Origin of the sequence: Bacillus sp. JJ1764, from assembly GCF_036962145.1 — a bacterium.
Taxonomy (GTDB): Bacteria; Bacillota; Bacilli; order Bacillales; family Cytobacillaceae; genus Neobacillus.
Genome location: NZ_JBALNY010000086.1, coordinates 1 through 17,213, shown reverse-complemented (window position 1 = coordinate 17,213; position 17,213 = coordinate 1). Strand labels below are relative to the sequence as shown.

Sequence of the window (17,213 nt, the reverse complement as noted above, 5' to 3'; positions counted from 1 at the left end):
TTTAACAGAGCCAATAAATAAGGAGTTTTCTATTTTTAGAGGGAGTAGATTCATCTGAACTAGACATATATAGCACTTAGTGGATTTAATCGCAAAAAGGCTGCTAAACTCACAAAGGGGCAGTCTTGCATACAAGACTGCCCTAAATGTTATTTATTTGGTGTTTTTTCCCTTTTGGTCTACTTCCAAAGAGGGAAGCCCAGAAATGTACCCTACATAGCCTGGATTTTGTGAACTGTTCATGAGATAAGTGTGACCATCCAAATTTTCGACCATTTGTAAGCCAGTGGATTCCCCACCGTCTGGAACTGATAGAATTCGGGAAAGCTCTTTACTGTCTACATTGTAAGCCCACGTATAATTATTTACATGATGACTAGAATCTTCAGCAATAAATAAAGTTCTCATTTCTTGTGAATAGACAATGTTATCCGGGTTGGCAATCTTGTCATCATTAGCAGTGTTCCCATTTTGATCTGGAGAAATTAAGTCCTCACCCATTACAAGACCTTCCATACTGACAGGCACATAATGACTGTCAATCTTTTCGCCATCATTTGTTTTCCGATTTGGTTTGAAGGAAACCTCATAAACNNTAATTTTTGGTAATCGAATATCATCAGCAGGTGCGGTCGGTTCAGCAAGCATGGTGTTTTCCTGATAGGAGATGGCCACGTATGCCTTATTGTCTTTTCCGTTAAAATCGAGACCTTCCATCTTATTAAATTCTACTGTTCCACCAACGTACGCCGTATAGCGGTGGGTTTCTAAGAAAGCAGCTGCTTTTTCCATTCCCGGCTTCACTTTCAACCATTCCACTTTCTTTCCATTGGCAGATGTTTTGACTGGCTTGTATCCTTCTGTTTGCCCTTTATCAGCATCATTGGTGACGTCGAAAATATCGCTGAATTTAAGGGTATCAGCCATTTTTTGAATTTCTGCATCTGTTGCATGACCAAGCTTGATCCATTCCAGATTTGCCGAACCGCCATTAACTGTCCCCGTCTGAATCCACTTTGCAGCATATAAAGTACCAGCTGATAAATCTTTTTCCTTGTCAGCCACATACATGAAGAACCCGCCAGGATTACTGTCAATTCCATAAATCACTGTTCGATTATCGGGCATCACTTTCACCCGCTCGAATGCCATACGTCCCATGCTGTAATGCTTTACAACGCTTGTATCTCCTTTTGCATTTACAGTTACTTCCGGGACATGGCCATAATAATAAGGATTTCCTACAAGTGTTGGATCGTTATAGTAGTTTTGCATATACTTGGTTACCGATGATGTTTTTGGATTCGCCTCATGTGCCCTTGCATCCGGATCGGTCTCTTCGGAACCAAGATGCGTATTCCACGGGGTCAACAATCCTGCACAAGGTTTCCAAATGCCGTGAACGGAAGAAAAATCAATGGGTTTACTATCAACAACTGAAAGTTCGCCTGTTTCCGGATCCATTTTTACAGTACTTAAACTCATCGTTCCCGGGTTTTCTAGCCCATTCTGATTCTTAGGCATGGATTCATAGTGGTTAATTAAATAATAGGTGTTTGCTGGTAACCCAGGCACCTTCATTAAACTATTCATGTCAGGAGCAGTTGATGTATAAGGGGTACCATCTGGCTTGGTCATAATTTCACGATTTGCATTCATGGTCACACCGGCTGTTTTTCCATTGATGACGTCACCAGGTCTGAACAATGTTTTATAGCTTAGTGGGAGTTTTTTCTTGCTTCCATTCACATATGTAACTTCTACAGAAGCCTTTGAATATATAAGATTATTTTTCTCATCAGCCGTCTTTGGCGCATCCATTCCAATGAACTCTACCGATTTGATCCTTTGTGGTTGAGAAGGTGCTGCTAAAACAGAACCGACCGAAGAAAGTAAAACAGATACTGCCAGTGTAGGTATTAGGTACTTTTTCAAATTCACTTCACTCCTAATTTATCGTTTTTCCAATCATTTACTTCTCTTTGATTATAGAAGACTATTATTAATCACCTGTTAAATAGTGGTAAACCCAATGTTAAGGTTTCATAAAACTTTTTGTCTTTTACATTACAAGCACCATTTATAAAGAACTACAAAAAAATTCCCGCATGTGTAGTTTGCATCTATCAACATTTAGGGTGTCGAAGAGTTCTAATTTAATATGATGACTAATATTTTTTCCATAATGCAATATATATATTGCAAAATGTAAATTATATCATATAATTAAAATAAGATTAAAAATGGAGGTTGATTGGAATGAAATTGTTTAATCGTACAGCTACCGATGAGCGTATTGAAAATATCCGCAACAAAATATTTAAAGAAATGTACTATCTGATTATGGTCATTTGTCTTGTAAGTATCGGGATAAAAGTTGCCAACCATGGTTTTGAACTTAAGTTGATGATTCTAGAATTAGTCATTCTTTTCCTTGGGGGGATCTATTTTTTAATTAGGAGTATTTTCTTAGGGGTTTATTGGGATGAAGTTGAGATGCATGATCGTATGAATAAAACAACAATGGGAACAAAGACCGTTTGGTCCAGTATTGGTTTAGCATTAGTTATTGCTATCATATTTGGAGTGAATAGTGCTGTATCATACGCCAACGGCACTACTCAAGGTTTATGGTACTTTATACTCGTTTTATTTGTTTCAATAATGATCTATTTGCCAATTTTTCTTCTCCTTTTTGGCGGTGTCCACTTGTTGGCAAAAAAAATAAGTCTTAAAAATCGTGACGATGAGAACAAGTTGTAGGTAAATTCCCATGAAAAATATGAAATTAAAGCTAGCAAGAGTTGAGAAAGAGTTGTCGCAGGAAGAACTAGCCAAAACTGTTGGTGTATCTAGACAAACGATTGGCTTGATTGAATCTGGAAAATACAATCCCTCCTTAAGTCTGTGCATTAAAATCTGCAAAGTCCTCTCCTGCACATTAAATGATTTATTTTGGGATGAAGAAAATTAGCGATTTATAACCTCTTCACTTTATATAACCTGATGCCAGTGTCAGGTGCTATGTTAGTCACTCATTGGCGCCTGATGCTAAAGCAATTTTTAGGAATACTCTATCTGTAATTTTAATAGAACAACAAAAAAGGGCATCTCGCAAGTGTCCTTTTTATATCTCCCAAATTCGCCCACAACATTATACTAAGATAAAAAATGCTGTGTTCCTATAAAAATTATTGGACAGTAATGGAGTCTTTACTTCTTAACCATCTATCAATTGCACTTTTTGAGTAATAATATCTATGTCCAATTTTAATATAAGGTATTTCGCTCGTTATCACCCCTTCAGTATTTGATACTGGACCCAATTTTTGAATTTCTTTTACACTTAAACCGAGATACTTTGCTAACTCTGATTGTGTAAGTAATTGGTGTTGAATCGGCATATTTAAAGGAGTCTTTTTTTCATTTTTCAACCCATTTGCTATTAAAATGCTGCCGATTAACAAACAAATTCCTAAACTAATAATTGATAATGCTATAAAATTATTTTTCATACTTCCACCCCTTTAATAACTATTGAAGAATAGTAAATAACCATAATTTTTTTATTTTTCGTAATCACTACATTCCAATAGTCTGATTTAAATGAAGTGAAGCCTCTTTTAACGTATTAATAAAAATACGTGTCGCAACACTCAGGTATTTATCTTTCCTGTAGATAATTCCTATATCACGGGCAAGGTTACCATTTTGAATAGGAATAATTCTGATACCAGGATGGTTAAGGTACTCTAAGTAAGGTCTCGGTAATATCGTTACCCCGACCCTATCGATCACCATATTTATTAAAGATTGCATGGTTGTAATTTCAAAGACCGGTTCTGGAATAAAGCCCATGTCTTTACAAGCTTTATTAATAAGTTGTCTTATAAAATATTGTTCAGGAAGTAAGATGGAAGGTGTTGTATGCAAGACTTCTATACTTAACGTACTTTGTTTCTCTAACGGGTGTCCAACAGGCACTGCAAACGCCATTTCTTCTTTATATAAGGGGATGGTTTCCAATTCATCCCTTTTCATAGGTAAAAAAACAATCCCCATATCCAACTTATTTTCTAACAGTTGTTTATGAATATCCCCAGTACGTAATCCAAACACAGATATCTTAACACCAGGATATAAATGATGAAAATTACGTAAAATGGGAGGAATAAGGTAATTTTCAACGGTTAATAAGGTGCCTATAGAAATGGTTCCTCTTTGAAGTCCGTTTAGTTCATTTATTGAGGTTTTTGCCTGTTCTAGTTCATGAAAAATGTTACGTGTATATTTCAGGAGTAATTCCCCTGATTCTGTAAGAGCCGTCTTTTTACCAATACGATCAAATAAAGGTGTGCCAATTTCATGTTCTAATAAACGAATTTGTTGACTTAAAGAAGGTTGAGAAATCCCTACCTTTTCTGCTGCTCTAGTAAAATGTAATTCTTGACACACAGTGTAAAAATATTCAAGTTGTCTTAACTCCATTCTATACCTCCTGATTTTAACAGTGATCATTCCTACATTTTCAGCTTGGAAATTCATTAACATTCTATTTCATAGGAATCTTATAAAAGTTTGAGATCCTAACCATTATATCATAGGTTAAACCTATGGTTATTATATTAATAATTGAATTGAACTATCGATTGAACTATCCTAGACTATTAATTACACAGGAACCCAAGTAGGTCTCTAAACTGTGTAAAAAATTTAGTGGAGAGTGATAGTATGTGTAGTCAAAGAACAGAGATTATTAAGTACAGTGAGTTCTTAAAAAAGAGTAGAAAGCCTGCCGTTCGAGCTTGTTCATGGAAATGGAAAGACATTTATCCATTACTCAATGAATCAGTATCGGAAGACTTTCTTGAAAGTGGACGTGGAACATTGTCACTTATTCACCATGATACAGGAGAGGCGTATGGAACATCCTCAACTATGAACGTAGTCGTCCAAATTTTTAAACCTGGTGAACATAACAAAGCTCATCGTCATACAAATGTAGCTCTAAATCTAGTTTTTCAGGGAGAGGGTTATAGTATCGTGGATGGAGAAAAGATTGAATGGGAAAAAGGTGATCTATTCTTAGCTCCTCCTTGGTCTGCTCATGAGCATTGCAACACTTCCCAAACAGAGGATGCTATTCTTTACACATTTCAAGATGTACCAGTACTTACTTCGATGGGCACTTGGTTTTTAGAGGAACCGGTGGGCAGTGACCCTCGCCACATAGTCAAACCTGCTATACAAACAAAGACTAACTAAAAAATAGTAACTAATCCTTTTGGTCTGTAAGAATGTTAACAACTCTTAAATAACATAAACATAGAACAATTTAGTCATTCAAATCATTCAACCTCATGTACAAATTAGTTCTTGTAATGTACACACATTGGAGGAAATAACTGATGAAAAATTTTAATGTCGCTATTCCAACTCCCTTTCGTGATGATGAGAATTTATATCTAGAAGGGTTTAATCCCATTGTTGAACATTTAACAGATAACGGGGTTGATTCATTACTTGTATCTGCTACGACAGGGGAACAAAATTCAATGAGCATTGAAGAGCGGATCCAAATTATTGATTATTTTAATCAACAAAAGTTTGAAAATGTTGAACTGATGTTTGGCGTATCCGCTACAAGAACTAGAGATGCAATAAGACTAATTAAAAAGCTTGAGGAATCTGTTTTTGATGCTATTCTGATTCAGTTTCCACCTTACATTCAGCCGACACAACTGCAAGCTATTTCTTATATCAATGAGTTGCTACAGCATACCACCAAAAACGTTGTCCTTTATAATAACCCTTTCCGAACAGGATTTGAGCTAAGTGCAGAATCATTAAAGACAATTATTAATCAGAAGCACTCTAACCTTGTAGGGCTTAAAGAAGAAAGTGATGCGAAACGTCATCAAAATACTGACTTACCAGATAATTTTATCATGTTCGCTGGTGGAGATGTAAATCTTACGGAAAAGATCATGAATGGATGTAATGGACTTTCTAGTATGGTAGGAAATGTTTATCCACAAGAAATCAAACAAATTTTTAATGACTTATTAATGCATAAACCAGTTGACCTTTGGAAGATCAACCAATTAATTAGTGAAGTTACAAGTGGTCAAACCATTATTAACATAAAAAACCACTATAATTCTATCGGTATAAAAGTAGGGACTTGTCGTTCTCCTATTAACTGACTTGAAAATTAAATTCGCCTCAAAACGAAAAGTGCCCCAAGAAATACTTTTTTAAAAAAAGCTGGGCCTTCTGACGATCTTCATAAAATTCATTGGGCGATTAAGATTGGACTCTTCCTTCCCAACAAACTAAGAGTGGCTGGCACAACAACCAAAAAACAATAATCCCCATGAGTGCCTCCTCTATACGGCACGCCAGTCGCTTCTATCCCAAGTTCGTTGGAGTCAGACTAACAGATGGGCTCTATTGCATAATAGTGTATCGACCCTGTTCGCCAGCCATTAAGACATTTTAGATGAAGCACCTTTTTGCACTGTATGGTTGGTTAACAGGGGTATAAGTTAAACACGAAAAGGTTGCTGCAGCAGCCTTTTTTTATTCTACTAACTAGCAGGATATATAAGCATAGTATTCCAAAAACAATATTATTCTCCGATCTACCTGTTTAACCATATGCATTCTATGAAATTTTCCCGCTTGTAAAACGACATGCTAGAAGAAAAAGTTTCATAAATACACCAAATATTCATGTTAAAATATGGATAAAAATAATTTTGTTGAACGATGAGGGAGTAAAATAAATGACAATTCTATCAAGCGAGCGTTTAGTTTTAAAGAGCATATCAGATAAAGACCTGAATGGATTATTTGAATTGTATTCCGACCAAGAAACAATGAAATATTTTGGAAGATCTCCAATAAAAAGCAAACAGGAAGCATTGGAGGTTATAATGCAAAATGTCCGCATGAAAGAAGAAGGAACTGGAGTAAGATATGCTGCGTACTTAAAAGATACAAACAATTTTGTTGGGATTATCACTCTAAAAAGATATGATGCAAGAAATCACCGTGCGGAAATCGACTATATTGTGTCACCTGATAGTCAGAGAAAAGGTTTTGCATCCGAAATGTTATCTGTTTTATTGGAAGAGATATTTTTAAAATGGAAATTGGAGAGAATTTCTGCATATGTTTTTTTAGAAAATATCCCATCTTGTAAATTATTAGAGAAGTTCCATTTCAAAAAAGAAGGGATATTACGTCATTGGACTTTAGTGGATAACAAATATTATGACTCATATTCATATAGTTTGATTTCATCTGAAACAAATGATTGTCGCCCCCCTTCCCGTACCTATATATAATATAGAAAAAACGGTGGCCATGGGGCTGGACACCTGCTAAAGCAAGTATAATAAATTGCGCAGACTTATAATCAATATGTCCTTGATTGGGGGAATATTTTTGGCACAAACCACTAAAAAAGCGCTTGCTGCATCCCTAAAAAAACTATTAGCAAAAAAGAACCTCGAAAAGATTACTATCACTGATATCACAACCGACTGCGAAGTGAATAGACAAACATTTTATTACCATTTTAAGGATATCTATGATCTGGTTGAATGGATTTATACAAATGAAGCCTCAAAGGCCCTTGGAAATAAAAAGACTTATGATACATGGCAACAGGGTTTTAGGGAGATTTTTGTATACTTGCTTGAAAACCAGGATTTTGTAAAGAATACATATCATTCCCTTAGTCGAGAATACTTGGAAAACTTTCTTTATAACGAAACCTATAATCTTCTAATTGCGGTTGTAAAAGAGAAAGCTGCTGGCATGTCAGTTAGGGAAAAAGATCAGGCATTTATTGCTCACTTTTATAAATATGCCTTTACAGGGCTCATGCTTGACTGGATTGGCAAAGGTATGCGGGAAGACCCGTCAACTATTATAGAGCAAATAAGCATTCTAACACGTGGTGATATTATTAAGGCACTTGAAAATTTCAGGACAGATAATAGTTTTAGACAATCATAGCCTTCTGTATAAAATTTAGACACAGCACCGTTATTGTCAATTGTAGGGATCTCCAATCATTTTTATCATGAGTATGTAAGGATAAAGATTAGGAGGTCGTGAACATGTATTATAGCAATGGAAATTATGAAGCATTTGCCCGTCCAAAAAAACCAACGGATGTGGATAGAAAATCAGCATATCTTGTAGGTTCTGGGTTGGCATCTTTAGCTGCTGCATGTTTCTTGGTGCGGGATGGTCAGATGAAGGGCGAGCGAATTCACATTCTGGAAGAGCTTCCTATTGCTGGTGGTGCCTGCGATGGCATAAAAGACCCTCAAAAAGGATTTATAATCCGGGGCGGACGTGAAATGGAGGACCATTTTGAATGCCTGTGGGATCTGTTTCGCTCCATACCTTCCCTTGAAACAGAAGATGCTTCTGTTTTAGATGATTTTTACTGGCTAAATAAAAAAGACCCTAATTATTCACTTATGAGAGCAACGGTAAATAGAGGTGAAGATGCTCATACTGATGGGAAATTTGCATTGAGTGAAAAGGCTTCGATGGAAATCATGAGGGTATTTATGACCCGAGATGAAGATCTATACGATAAGAAGATTACAGATGTATTTACCGAAGAATTCTTCTCCTCTAACTTCTGGTTATATTGGAGAACCATGTTTGCTTTTGAAGACTGGCACAGTGCCTTAGAGATGAAACTGTATATTCAAAGATTTATTCACCATCTCGGAGGACTTCCTGATTTATCCACATTGAAGTTTACTAAATATAATCAGTACGAATCATTGATTCTACCAATGATGAAATATCTTGAAGCCCATGGGGTTCATTTCCAATATAATACCAGGGTAACAAATATTATTTTTGATATCCAACATGACAAAAAAGTGGCCACTAAAATCATTTGTCAAAGAGACGGTAATCTAGAGTGTATTGACCTTATCGAAGACGACCTAGTTTTTGTTACAAACGGCAGCTGTACAGAAAATTCCTCTTTAGGCGATGATCATCATGCACCATTATTTAATGACTCTGAAGGAGGCTGTTGGGAACTTTGGAGAAATATCGCAAAGCAAGATCCATCCTTTGGTAACCCTGATAAATTCTGTACAAATACAAAGGCAACGACTTGGGAATCAGCCACAGTGACTACCCTTGATGGCAGAATCCCTCCATATATTGAAAAAGTTTGCAAGAGAGACCCATTTAGCGGCAAGGTCGTTACAGGCGGTATCGTTACTGTAAAAGATTCTAATTGGCTTATGAGCTATACCTTAAATCGTCAGCCTCATTTTAAAAATCAGCCTAAGGATCAGCTTGTTGTTTGGGTATACGGTTTATTTGTAGATGTTCCAGGAAACTACATTAAAAAGCCAATGAGAGAATGTACCGGTATCGAGATTACGGAAGAATGGCTGTATCATTTAGGTGTACCCGAGTCCGAAATTCATGATATGGCAACAAAATCAGCTCATTGTATTCCTTGTATAATGCCATATATAACTGCATTTTTCATGCCAAGAGCCAAAGGTGACAGACCTAATGTCGTTCCGGAAGGCTGCACTAATTTTGCCTTTTTAGGGCAGTTCGCTGAGACAGTACGTGATACGGTATTTACAACGGAATATTCTGTAAGAACAGCAATGGAAGCTGTATATACCCTGCTAAATGTAGACCGTGGAGTCCCCGAAGTATTTGCTTCCTGCTATGACATTAGAGTATTGCTGGATTCTACATCAAAAATGTTGGAAGGTAAGAAACTGACTGATTTGAATATTCCAGTCCCTGATAGCCTACTTAACAGTGAATATATGCAAATTATCTCTAAAACTGTTATTCCAGACTTATTGAAGCGATACAAGTTAATTTAGCATACCCCCTTTCCCTTCCCCTTCCTTTATGGGGAAGGATTTTTTTAACCAATTCCTTCATGTTTTCTACTTTTATTTCCAAATGGGATTAACTCATATCATACCTCCAGGTTTGATTGTATAATAGACTATCACCCAATTGTTATACAGACAGATTAAATCATTTTATTAAATGCAGCAAACTGCAATTTACTCAAAAATCGAATTACAATTTTTATAAAAAATAACTTCCATATAGAAAAAGCAGCCAAAATCTAGTAAGATATCCACATGTGACATTAGATAAGGGGTTAAAAAAATGAGCGTATTAAACGTACAAAATTTAAGCCACGGTTTCGGTGATCGTGCGATTTTTAATAATGTGTCTTTTCGACTTTTAAAAGGAGAGCACGTTGGACTTGTTGGGGCAAATGGTGAGGGTAAGTCTACTTTCATGAATATCGTTACTGGTAAACTGCAGCCCGATGAAGGGAAAGTCGAGTGGTCACGAAAAGTTCGTGTAGGTTATTTAGATCAGCATGCAGTACTTCAAAAAGGTACAACAATGCGTGAAGCTTTGAGTTCTGCTTTTCAATATCTATTTGACGCTGAAGCAGAGATCAATGAACTTTATGCAAAAATGGGCGATGAAGGTGCGGATATCGATGCCTTACTTGCTGAAGTTGGAGAGTTACAAGAAACTTTAGATAGTAATGATTTCTATCGAATTAATGCAAAAGTAGAGGAGGTTGCTCGTGGTCTAGGATTAGACGAAGTTGGACTCGATCGGGATGTAGATGATCTTAGTGGTGGGCAACGTACGAAAGTTTTGTTAGCTAAGCTTTTGCTAGAAAAGCCTGAAATCCTATTACTAGACGAACCTACAAACTATTTGGATGAGCAGCATATCGAATGGTTGAAGCGTTATTTACAGGAATATGAGAATGCATTTATCTTGATTTCCCATGATATTCCATTCCTGAACAATGTTGTTAACTTAATCTATCACATGGAAAACCAAGAGTTGAACCGCTATGTAGGTGACTATGATAACTTCTTAAAAATATATGAAATGAAGAAGCAGCAGCTAGAGTCTGCATACAAGCGTCAACAACAAGAAATAGCTGATTTGAAAGATTTTGTTGCTCGTAACAAGGCAAGTGTGGCGACTCGTAATATGGCGATGTCTCGTCAGAAGAAGCTCGACAAAATGGAAATTATTGAATTGGGGAAAGAGAAGCCGAAACCAGAGTTTAATTTCAAAGAAGCACGTGCAGCTAGTCGTTGGATTTTCACGACTGAAGATCTTGTTATTGGTTACAATGAACCACTTTCTCGCCCTCTGAATTTGAAAATGGAACGCGGACAAAAAATTGCCTTCGTAGGTGCAAACGGGATTGGTAAGTCCACCCTTTTAAAAAGTATTCTTGGGTTGATTAATCCTATTTCGGGTAAAGTTGAACGTGGTGAGTATCAACACATCGGTTACTTCGAGCAAGAAGTGAAACAGTCCAACTACAACACGTGTATTGAAGAGATCTGGAGCGAGTTCCCAAGTATGAATCAGGCTGAAGTCCGTGCTGCTCTTGCAAAATGTGGACTAACGACGAAACATATTGAAAGTAAAGTCGAAGTGCTTTCTGGTGGCGAAAAAGCCAAAGTTCGCTTGTGTAAAATTATTAACACAGAAACGAATTTATTAATTCTAGACGAACCTACCAATCACTTGGATGTGGACGCAAAAGAAGAATTGAAACGTGCTTTAAAGGCCTATCGCGGAAGTATTTTGATGGTATCCCACGAACCTGATTTCTATCGTGAAATTGCGACTGATATTTGGAATTGTGAGGATTGGACGACGAAAGTGTTTTAAATAAAGAGTAAGGGGTACCCAGTGAATAAAATTTCACTTGGATACCCCTTTTTTTATAAACCAACCAAAATTATCAATAAAGAGATCCCAATTGCCGAGTGTAGAACCTTACATTCCAAACTTTTGGAGTCTTTTATAAAAAGTACTCCTAGGAATTTCTAGTAATTTCGCGGCTGCGGTTACATTTCCTTTTGTCTTTTTTAATGCATCCATCATTAGGTCCTTTTGGATTTTTTCTCGGGCATTTAACTTCTTTTCAGCTTCTTCTTTATTTACCAGAGCATTTGATGAAGAGCTGGATGGATGTCTAATAGTGATAGATTCAAAGTTATGAGCAAAAATATCCTGAGTTGACTGTTCATCAAGAGACATAATATATAGCCTCTCTAAGACGTTTATTAATTCTCGAATGTTTCCTGGCCATTCATAGTCTTTCATTCTAGAAGAGAGCTCCTCTATATTTGGGATGCTCCATCCATTTCCTTTACAGAAATACCTGACGAGGTGTGGGATATCTTCTTTTCTTTCTCGAAGAGAAGGTACGTCAATGGGATAAACGTTCAAGCGATAGTAGAGGTCTTCTCGAAAAATTCCATCTCCTACAAGTTTCGTAATATCTCGGTGGGTTGCGGTAATAATCCGGACATCTAATGGGATTTCCTTTGTACTCCCAATCGGAGATACTTTCTTTTCCTGAAGTACACGCAATAAGGCCACCTGCATGGAATGCGGGATTTCACCTATCTCATCTAGAAAAATCGTCCCCTTTTCAGCCTGTTTAAATTTTCCATTATAACCTTGCCGCCTTGCCCCGGTAAAGGCCCCTTCTACATAGCCAAAAAGCTCACTTTCCATCAGTTCTTTCGGAATCGCTCCGCAATTTAATGAAATAAATGGTCCATCCTTTCGGGGGCTATTGTCATGAATCGCCCGAGCAATCAACTCTTTTCCTGAACCGGTTTCACCTGAAATAAATACGGTGGTATCTGTTGGAGCAACTAGCTTTACTTTAGCTAACGTATTTTGAAAAACCTCACTCGTTCCACTCTCTCCTTTAAAGATAAAGGTTTTTGAAGGGCTTTGTACTTGAAATGATATATTTTTACGGTGGGTTAGCACTTCTGAAATAAAATAGTAACTTCCAATCATCCTGTTGTTTTCCTTTAAATGAAAAGGCATTTGTGTATCAATTTGATATCCATTATGCAATAGTTCGTAAAGGTTCATACCAATTAATTGAGGAAACCTTTCACGGAGCGGTTTACTCGCGGATATAATCATTTGTTTTTGATTACAAACCAAAAAAAGCTGGTTTTGATAGGACTCTGCCAGATGGCCTGCTTGCTGGTAAAGTGCTATTTCTTCTTGATAGGTCCGCTTGCTGATTTCTTTTTCAATAGCATAAGAGATGGAAGTGACCATACCGAGCATAAAGGGGTGAGAATAGTTCACTGGACACGAAACATCAATGACACCCATTAGGTTTCCATTATCGTGAAAAATAGGTGTGGCGGAACAGCTCCATTGATGGGAAGCGACGGAATAATGTTCCGCCCCATTAATCGTTACCGCTTCTTTTGTCTGTAAAGCTGTCCCAATTGCATTTGTACCGACCTCAGACTCAGTCCAGCGCACCCCTTCAACAAAATTTATTTTCCTTGCATCCGATAAGGTTTGTAAGTTTCCTGTTAAGGATAGAACATATCCATCTGGATCGACCAAAAGTGCCATCATGCCTGAATCTTTTATTGCCTGATCCATCTTTTTTATATAAGGGGAAGCTATTTCGATCAGCAGAGAATTCTTTTCTTTTTTGGCATCCAGTTCTTCCTTTGATAATAAATCAAGACCTTTATTTAAATAAGGGTTTACCCTTTCTTTCTTACATCGGTGCCAGGATTCCGAAATTCGTTTGTTCAACCGTGCTGAATCAAGAATTCCTTCTTTAACAAATCGCTTCCAAGCATCAAAATAGAAAGTCGTATTCATACACCCTCCTGAAATCATAGAAATATTACCAACAGTGATTTGAGATCCATTACATGTTGTAAATTTTGCGAAGAAAAAAGGAGAATTAAATGAAATGCGTCTAAACGTGGTGGTTACGTATAGTTCTAATTATACAAAAAAAGGAATTCGCTTTCAATCATAGAATTTTAATTATATAGAAAATTCAAAAAGCCACGTGCAATGAAACACGTAGCTTGATAATTTAATAAATAATTATAAGGAAGGATCTACTAATATCTTAATTTGGTTCTTATTTTTAGTTAATGCTTCAAATCCCTTAGAAATGATTTGCTCAATAGATATTTTTTTAGTCACTAATTCTGCTGCTTTAATTTGCCCATTGGCAATCAGTTGAATAACTTGAGGAAAAATGTTGCGATAAGCTATTATACTAGTCATTTTTCTTTCAGTTAAAATAAAATTATTTACTGGAATACTGGCTGGCTTTTCCCATATGCTGATATTCACCACATTACCTTCTGCTTTTGTTGATTCAATCGCGGTATTAATCGTAGCTTCGATTCCAGCTACCTCAAATGCTACATCAACCCCAAGTCCACCTGTATATTCTTTTATTACTGCAACGGGATTTACTTCGATAGGATCAATGACGATGTGGGCTCCAGCTTGTTTAGCAATCTCTCGACGTTCAGCTGAAACCTCTACCGCAATAATCTGACTAGCCCCTGCAGCTTTTGCAGCTTGAATCACTAATAATCCAATGGGTCCTGTACCGATCACGGCGATGGAATCACCAATTTTCATATCACTTTGGCGAACCGCGTGAACGGCAACAGCTGTTGGTTCAACAAGTGCTGCTTGTTCCCATGACATATGGTCTGGGATTCTATGCACCATCTTTGATGGTACCACGCTGTATTCTGAAAAACCGCCCAAGCCCCCGGACAAACCAATAAAACCTAATTGTTCACAAACATTATAGTGACCTTTCTGGCAAGAAGAACATCTCCCGCAGCTGTAAATTGGTTCTACACACACACGGTCCCCTACTTTAATACCTGTTACATCCTCCCCAATTGCTGTTACTTCCCCGGCATACTCATGCCCCATTACAATTGGAGCTTTATCCTTTGAAATTGGATGGGGTTCTTCTACTGGAACGAAAATGGGGCCAGCCAAATATTCGTGTAAATCTGAACCACAAATACCACAATAAGCTACTTTTATTTTCACCTGATCTCTTTCAATCGAAGGTTCTGGAATATTTTCGACTCTTATATCCTTCTGGTTATACCAAAGAGCAGCTTTCATCAACATTTCTCCTTTTCTTAAACATGGACCGCATGTCCAACGGCACTAAGTAATGCCTCATGAATGGCCTCTGAAAGACTTGGATGGGCAGCAATAAATTGTTCCAAACTGTCCGTTGTCAACTCAGCATGAAGCATGACGGTACCTTGCCCAATCAGTTCGGTGGCGTGGGGCCCGACAATCGATACCCCAATAATTTCCCCATACACTGGTTCAACCAACACCTTTACCTTTCCAGATTGTTCATTGGAAATGAACGCCTTTCCGTTTGCAGAGAATGGAAACTCCCCAACTCTTATGTCACCATATTGGTCGATCGCCTGCTTTTCCGTTAAACCTACACTGGCAATTTCAGGTGAGGTATAAATGCAGCGGGGCACAGCACGATAGTTCACCTGTGTATCGACTCCGCAAGCGTTTAAAGCAGCAACTGTTCCTTCCTGGAAAGCCACATGGGCCAATTGAATCCCCCCGATAACGTCTCCACAGGCATAGATATTTGGAATGTTTGTTTGCATTTGCTCATTTACATCAATTCCTTGACTTGAAAAATCAATTCCGATGTTCTCAAGACCCAAGTCATTGACCCTTGGCTTACGACCAATCGAAACGAGGACCAAATCAGATTCAACTTCATGGAGACCTTTATCATTTTCAATAAACGCCTTCTTCTGATCCTTGTTTACATCTTTTAGTCTAGTTGAAGGAAAGATCGTAACACCGTCGTTTTCAAGCTCCTTTTGTAAGATCGCAGCCACATCTTTATCTTCTCCTGGCAGCAGCTGATCTGCCATCTCGATAATGGTGACCTTTGTTCCCAATCTGCTAAAAATACTAGCAAACTCGCAGCCGATTACACCTCCGCCGATAATGAGCAACGAGGAAGGAATCGACTGGAGCGACATCGCCTGACCGCTATGAATGATCCAATCACCGTCAAACGGTGCAAATGGTAGCTGGATCGGTTCAGAGCCCGCCGAGATAATGATTTTGTCTGCCGTTATCTCTTCTTGGTTCCCATTATGCTCAATTCGTATAACCCGACTCGTTAGGACAGTTGCCGAACCCTTTATTACCTTCACTTTATTTTTCCTCATTAGATATTGGATTCCTTGAACCAGCGTCGAAACAATCTTGTTTTTACGGCCCTGAACGGAATTCCAATCGATTTCAATATTGCCAGGAGGCAGTTGAATTCCAAACTCACTAGCATTTTGAAGTTTATTGTACACTGTTGCACTTTCTAGGAGGGCTTTAGTTGGCATGCACCCTTCATTTAGACAGGTTCCTCCAAGCGGCCCCTGGTCAATTATTGTCACTTCAAACCCCTGCTGGGCTGCAGTAATTGCAGCCACATATCCAGCAGGACCACCACCTATTATTGCAATCGAGGTCAAGTAGTTCCCTTCTTTCTATAAAAGCATGGTTATCGGTTCTTCTAAATACTGCTTGATTGTTTGTAAAAATTCTGCAGCTGGAGCTCCATCCAGTACACGGTGGTCAAATGTCAGACTGAGCGGAAGAATGCTCCTTCTTTCTAAATTTTCACCCATATAAGTTGGGGTATCATAAACAGCACCGACACCAAGGATCCCAGTTTCAGGTGGATTTAAGACTGGTGTGAAATGCTCGACACCATATGCTCCCAGATTACTAATCGTAAACGTGGAACCTTGCATTTCTTCGATACTAAGCTGCGCTTGTCTTGCTTTTTGAGCTATGATTTTAATGTTTCGGGATAAATCAATTAGTGAACAGCTTTCGGCATTGCGGATGACTGGAACCACTAACCCTTTTTCAAGCGCAACTGCCATGCCAAGATGGACGTTCTTGAACAAATGAATTTTATCGTCTATATACGCACTGTTCATTTCTCCATGCTTCTGCAGGGAAAGCACGACGGCTCGTGCAATAAAGTCGGTCACCGTTAACTTTTGATCATAACGATTTTGAACGGTTTGGGCTATTTGCTTTTGTAAAGAGATTAAATCCGTCACATCGGCCTTCATGTTAATGGTTAGCTGTGCTGTTTTTTGCAAGCTGTCATACATGCGGCCTGCAATCACTTTACGGATGCCGCTGACCGGTATTTGCTGAGCCTCTTCTAAAGGTTTCACTGGAGTTTCGCTTGATTCCTGCTTCGCTTCAGTCCGCGGCGAGGATGAATTCTTTATGGC

At 38.0% G+C, this 17,213-nt stretch carries 15 protein-coding genes; 8 read left to right on the top strand and 7 right to left on the bottom strand.

All coding sequences use genetic code 11. The annotated features are described in order from the left end of the window. Positions 1 to 153: 153 nt before the first annotated feature. On the bottom strand, positions 154 to 1,464 hold the full coding sequence (locus V7083_RS13280) for a PhoX family protein (RefSeq protein WP_438823725.1): 1,311 nt from the start codon (positions 1,462 to 1,464) through the stop codon (positions 154 to 156). A gap of 795 nt (positions 1,465 to 2,259) precedes the next feature. Between V7083_RS13280 and V7083_RS13275 the strand changes: the two genes are divergently transcribed. Both V7083_RS13275 and V7083_RS13270 read left to right on the top strand, forming a co-directional pair. Further along, complete coding sequence (locus V7083_RS13275; RefSeq protein ID WP_335478465.1) at positions 2,260 to 2,763, top strand: DUF6773 family protein; 504 nt, start codon at positions 2,260 to 2,262, stop codon at positions 2,761 to 2,763. 10 nt (positions 2,764 to 2,773) lie between these two features. Further along, positions 2,774 to 2,974: a helix-turn-helix transcriptional regulator gene (locus V7083_RS13270; protein ID WP_335478463.1), complete on the top strand. Its 201-nt coding sequence runs from the start codon at positions 2,774 to 2,776 to the stop codon at positions 2,972 to 2,974. A gap of 217 nt (positions 2,975 to 3,191) precedes the next feature. Here the strand turns inward: V7083_RS13270 and V7083_RS13265 are convergent, their stop codons facing one another. Both V7083_RS13265 and V7083_RS13260 read right to left on the bottom strand, forming a co-directional pair. Further along, the gene (locus V7083_RS13265) at positions 3,192 to 3,515 is read right to left on the bottom strand and encodes a helix-turn-helix domain-containing protein (RefSeq protein WP_335478461.1); all 324 of its coding nucleotides are present in this window, start codon (positions 3,513 to 3,515) and stop codon (positions 3,192 to 3,194) included. A 67-nt stretch (positions 3,516 to 3,582) separates the two neighbouring features. Beyond that, the gene (locus V7083_RS13260) at positions 3,583 to 4,488 is read right to left on the bottom strand and encodes a LysR family transcriptional regulator (RefSeq protein WP_335478459.1); all 906 of its coding nucleotides are present in this window, start codon (positions 4,486 to 4,488) and stop codon (positions 3,583 to 3,585) included. Positions 4,489 to 4,731: 243 nt separating this feature from the next. On the opposite strand from V7083_RS13260, the gene V7083_RS13255 reads away from it, so the two are divergent. From V7083_RS13255 to V7083_RS13230, 6 genes are all read left to right on the top strand, one after another. Then, positions 4,732 to 5,265 (top strand): cupin domain-containing protein, encoded by a 534-nt coding sequence (locus V7083_RS13255; protein ID WP_335478457.1) that lies wholly within the window; start codon positions 4,732 to 4,734, stop codon positions 5,263 to 5,265. 143 nt (positions 5,266 to 5,408) lie between these two features. Further along, complete coding sequence (locus V7083_RS13250; RefSeq protein WP_335478455.1) at positions 5,409 to 6,206, top strand: dihydrodipicolinate synthase family protein; 798 nt, start codon at positions 5,409 to 5,411, stop codon at positions 6,204 to 6,206. A 582-nt stretch (positions 6,207 to 6,788) separates the two neighbouring features. Continuing rightward, positions 6,789 to 7,352 (top strand): GNAT family N-acetyltransferase, encoded by a 564-nt coding sequence (locus V7083_RS13245; protein WP_335478453.1) that lies wholly within the window; start codon positions 6,789 to 6,791, stop codon positions 7,350 to 7,352. Between the two features lie 100 nt (positions 7,353 to 7,452). Beyond that, complete coding sequence (locus tag V7083_RS13240; protein WP_335478451.1) at positions 7,453 to 8,028, top strand: TetR-like C-terminal domain-containing protein; 576 nt, start codon at positions 7,453 to 7,455, stop codon at positions 8,026 to 8,028. Between the two features lie 104 nt (positions 8,029 to 8,132). Continuing rightward, positions 8,133 to 9,902 carry an oleate hydratase gene (locus tag V7083_RS13235; protein ID WP_335478449.1) on the top strand — a complete coding sequence of 590 codons (1,770 nt, stop codon included), beginning with the start codon at positions 8,133 to 8,135 and terminating at the stop codon, positions 9,900 to 9,902. A 298-nt stretch (positions 9,903 to 10,200) separates the two neighbouring features. Beyond that, positions 10,201 to 11,754 (top strand): ABC-F family ATP-binding cassette domain-containing protein, encoded by a 1,554-nt coding sequence (locus V7083_RS13230; RefSeq protein WP_335478447.1) that lies wholly within the window; start codon positions 10,201 to 10,203, stop codon positions 11,752 to 11,754. Between the two features lie 108 nt (positions 11,755 to 11,862). On the opposite strand, the gene V7083_RS13225 is transcribed toward V7083_RS13230, so the two are convergent. From V7083_RS13225 to V7083_RS13210, 4 genes are all read right to left on the bottom strand, one after another. Continuing rightward, positions 11,863 to 13,743, bottom strand: a complete 1,881-nt coding sequence (locus V7083_RS13225; RefSeq protein ID WP_335478445.1) for a sigma-54-dependent Fis family transcriptional regulator — start codon at positions 13,741 to 13,743, stop codon at positions 11,863 to 11,865. A gap of 234 nt (positions 13,744 to 13,977) precedes the next feature. Beyond that, a complete protein-coding gene (locus V7083_RS13220) occupies positions 13,978 to 15,036 on the bottom strand; it encodes a 2,3-butanediol dehydrogenase (RefSeq protein WP_335478443.1) in 1,059 nt (352 codons plus the stop codon). Between the two features lie 17 nt (positions 15,037 to 15,053). After that, the gene (gene lpdA, locus V7083_RS13215; RefSeq protein ID WP_335478441.1) at positions 15,054 to 16,433 is read right to left on the bottom strand and encodes a dihydrolipoyl dehydrogenase; all 1,380 of its coding nucleotides are present in this window, start codon (positions 16,431 to 16,433) and stop codon (positions 15,054 to 15,056) included. 15 nt (positions 16,434 to 16,448) lie between these two features. Further along, a partial coding sequence (locus V7083_RS13210; RefSeq protein ID WP_335478439.1) for a dihydrolipoamide acetyltransferase family protein occupies positions 16,449 to 17,213 on the bottom strand: 765 nt, incomplete at its 5' end.

Excerpts from the sequence above, each read along its gene's own strand:
- V7083_RS13250 (WP_335478455.1), top strand. The coding sequence starts at position 5,409 with ATGAAAAATTTTAATGTCGCTATTCCAACTCCCTTTCGTGATGATGAG.
- V7083_RS13260 (WP_335478459.1), bottom strand. The coding sequence starts at position 4,488 with ATGGAGTTAAGACAACTTGAATATTTTTACACTGTGTGTCAAGAATTA.
- V7083_RS13275 (WP_335478465.1), top strand. The coding sequence starts at position 2,260 with ATGAAATTGTTTAATCGTACAGCTACCGATGAGCGTATTGAAAATATC.
- V7083_RS13220 (WP_335478443.1), bottom strand. The coding sequence starts at position 15,036 with ATGAAAGCTGCTCTTTGGTATAACCAGAAGGATATAAGAGTCGAAAAT.
- V7083_RS13265 (WP_335478461.1), bottom strand. The coding sequence starts at position 3,515 with ATGAAAAATAATTTTATAGCATTATCAATTATTAGTTTAGGAATTTGT.
- V7083_RS13235 (WP_335478449.1), top strand. The coding sequence starts at position 8,133 with ATGTATTATAGCAATGGAAATTATGAAGCATTTGCCCGTCCAAAAAAA.
- V7083_RS13230 (WP_335478447.1), top strand. The coding sequence starts at position 10,201 with ATGAGCGTATTAAACGTACAAAATTTAAGCCACGGTTTCGGTGATCGT.
- V7083_RS13270 (WP_335478463.1), top strand. The coding sequence starts at position 2,774 with ATGAAAAATATGAAATTAAAGCTAGCAAGAGTTGAGAAAGAGTTGTCG.
- V7083_RS13245 (WP_335478453.1), top strand. The coding sequence starts at position 6,789 with ATGACAATTCTATCAAGCGAGCGTTTAGTTTTAAAGAGCATATCAGAT.
- V7083_RS13225 (WP_335478445.1), bottom strand. The coding sequence starts at position 13,743 with ATGAATACGACTTTCTATTTTGATGCTTGGAAGCGATTTGTTAAAGAA.
- V7083_RS13255 (WP_335478457.1), top strand. The coding sequence starts at position 4,732 with ATGTGTAGTCAAAGAACAGAGATTATTAAGTACAGTGAGTTCTTAAAA.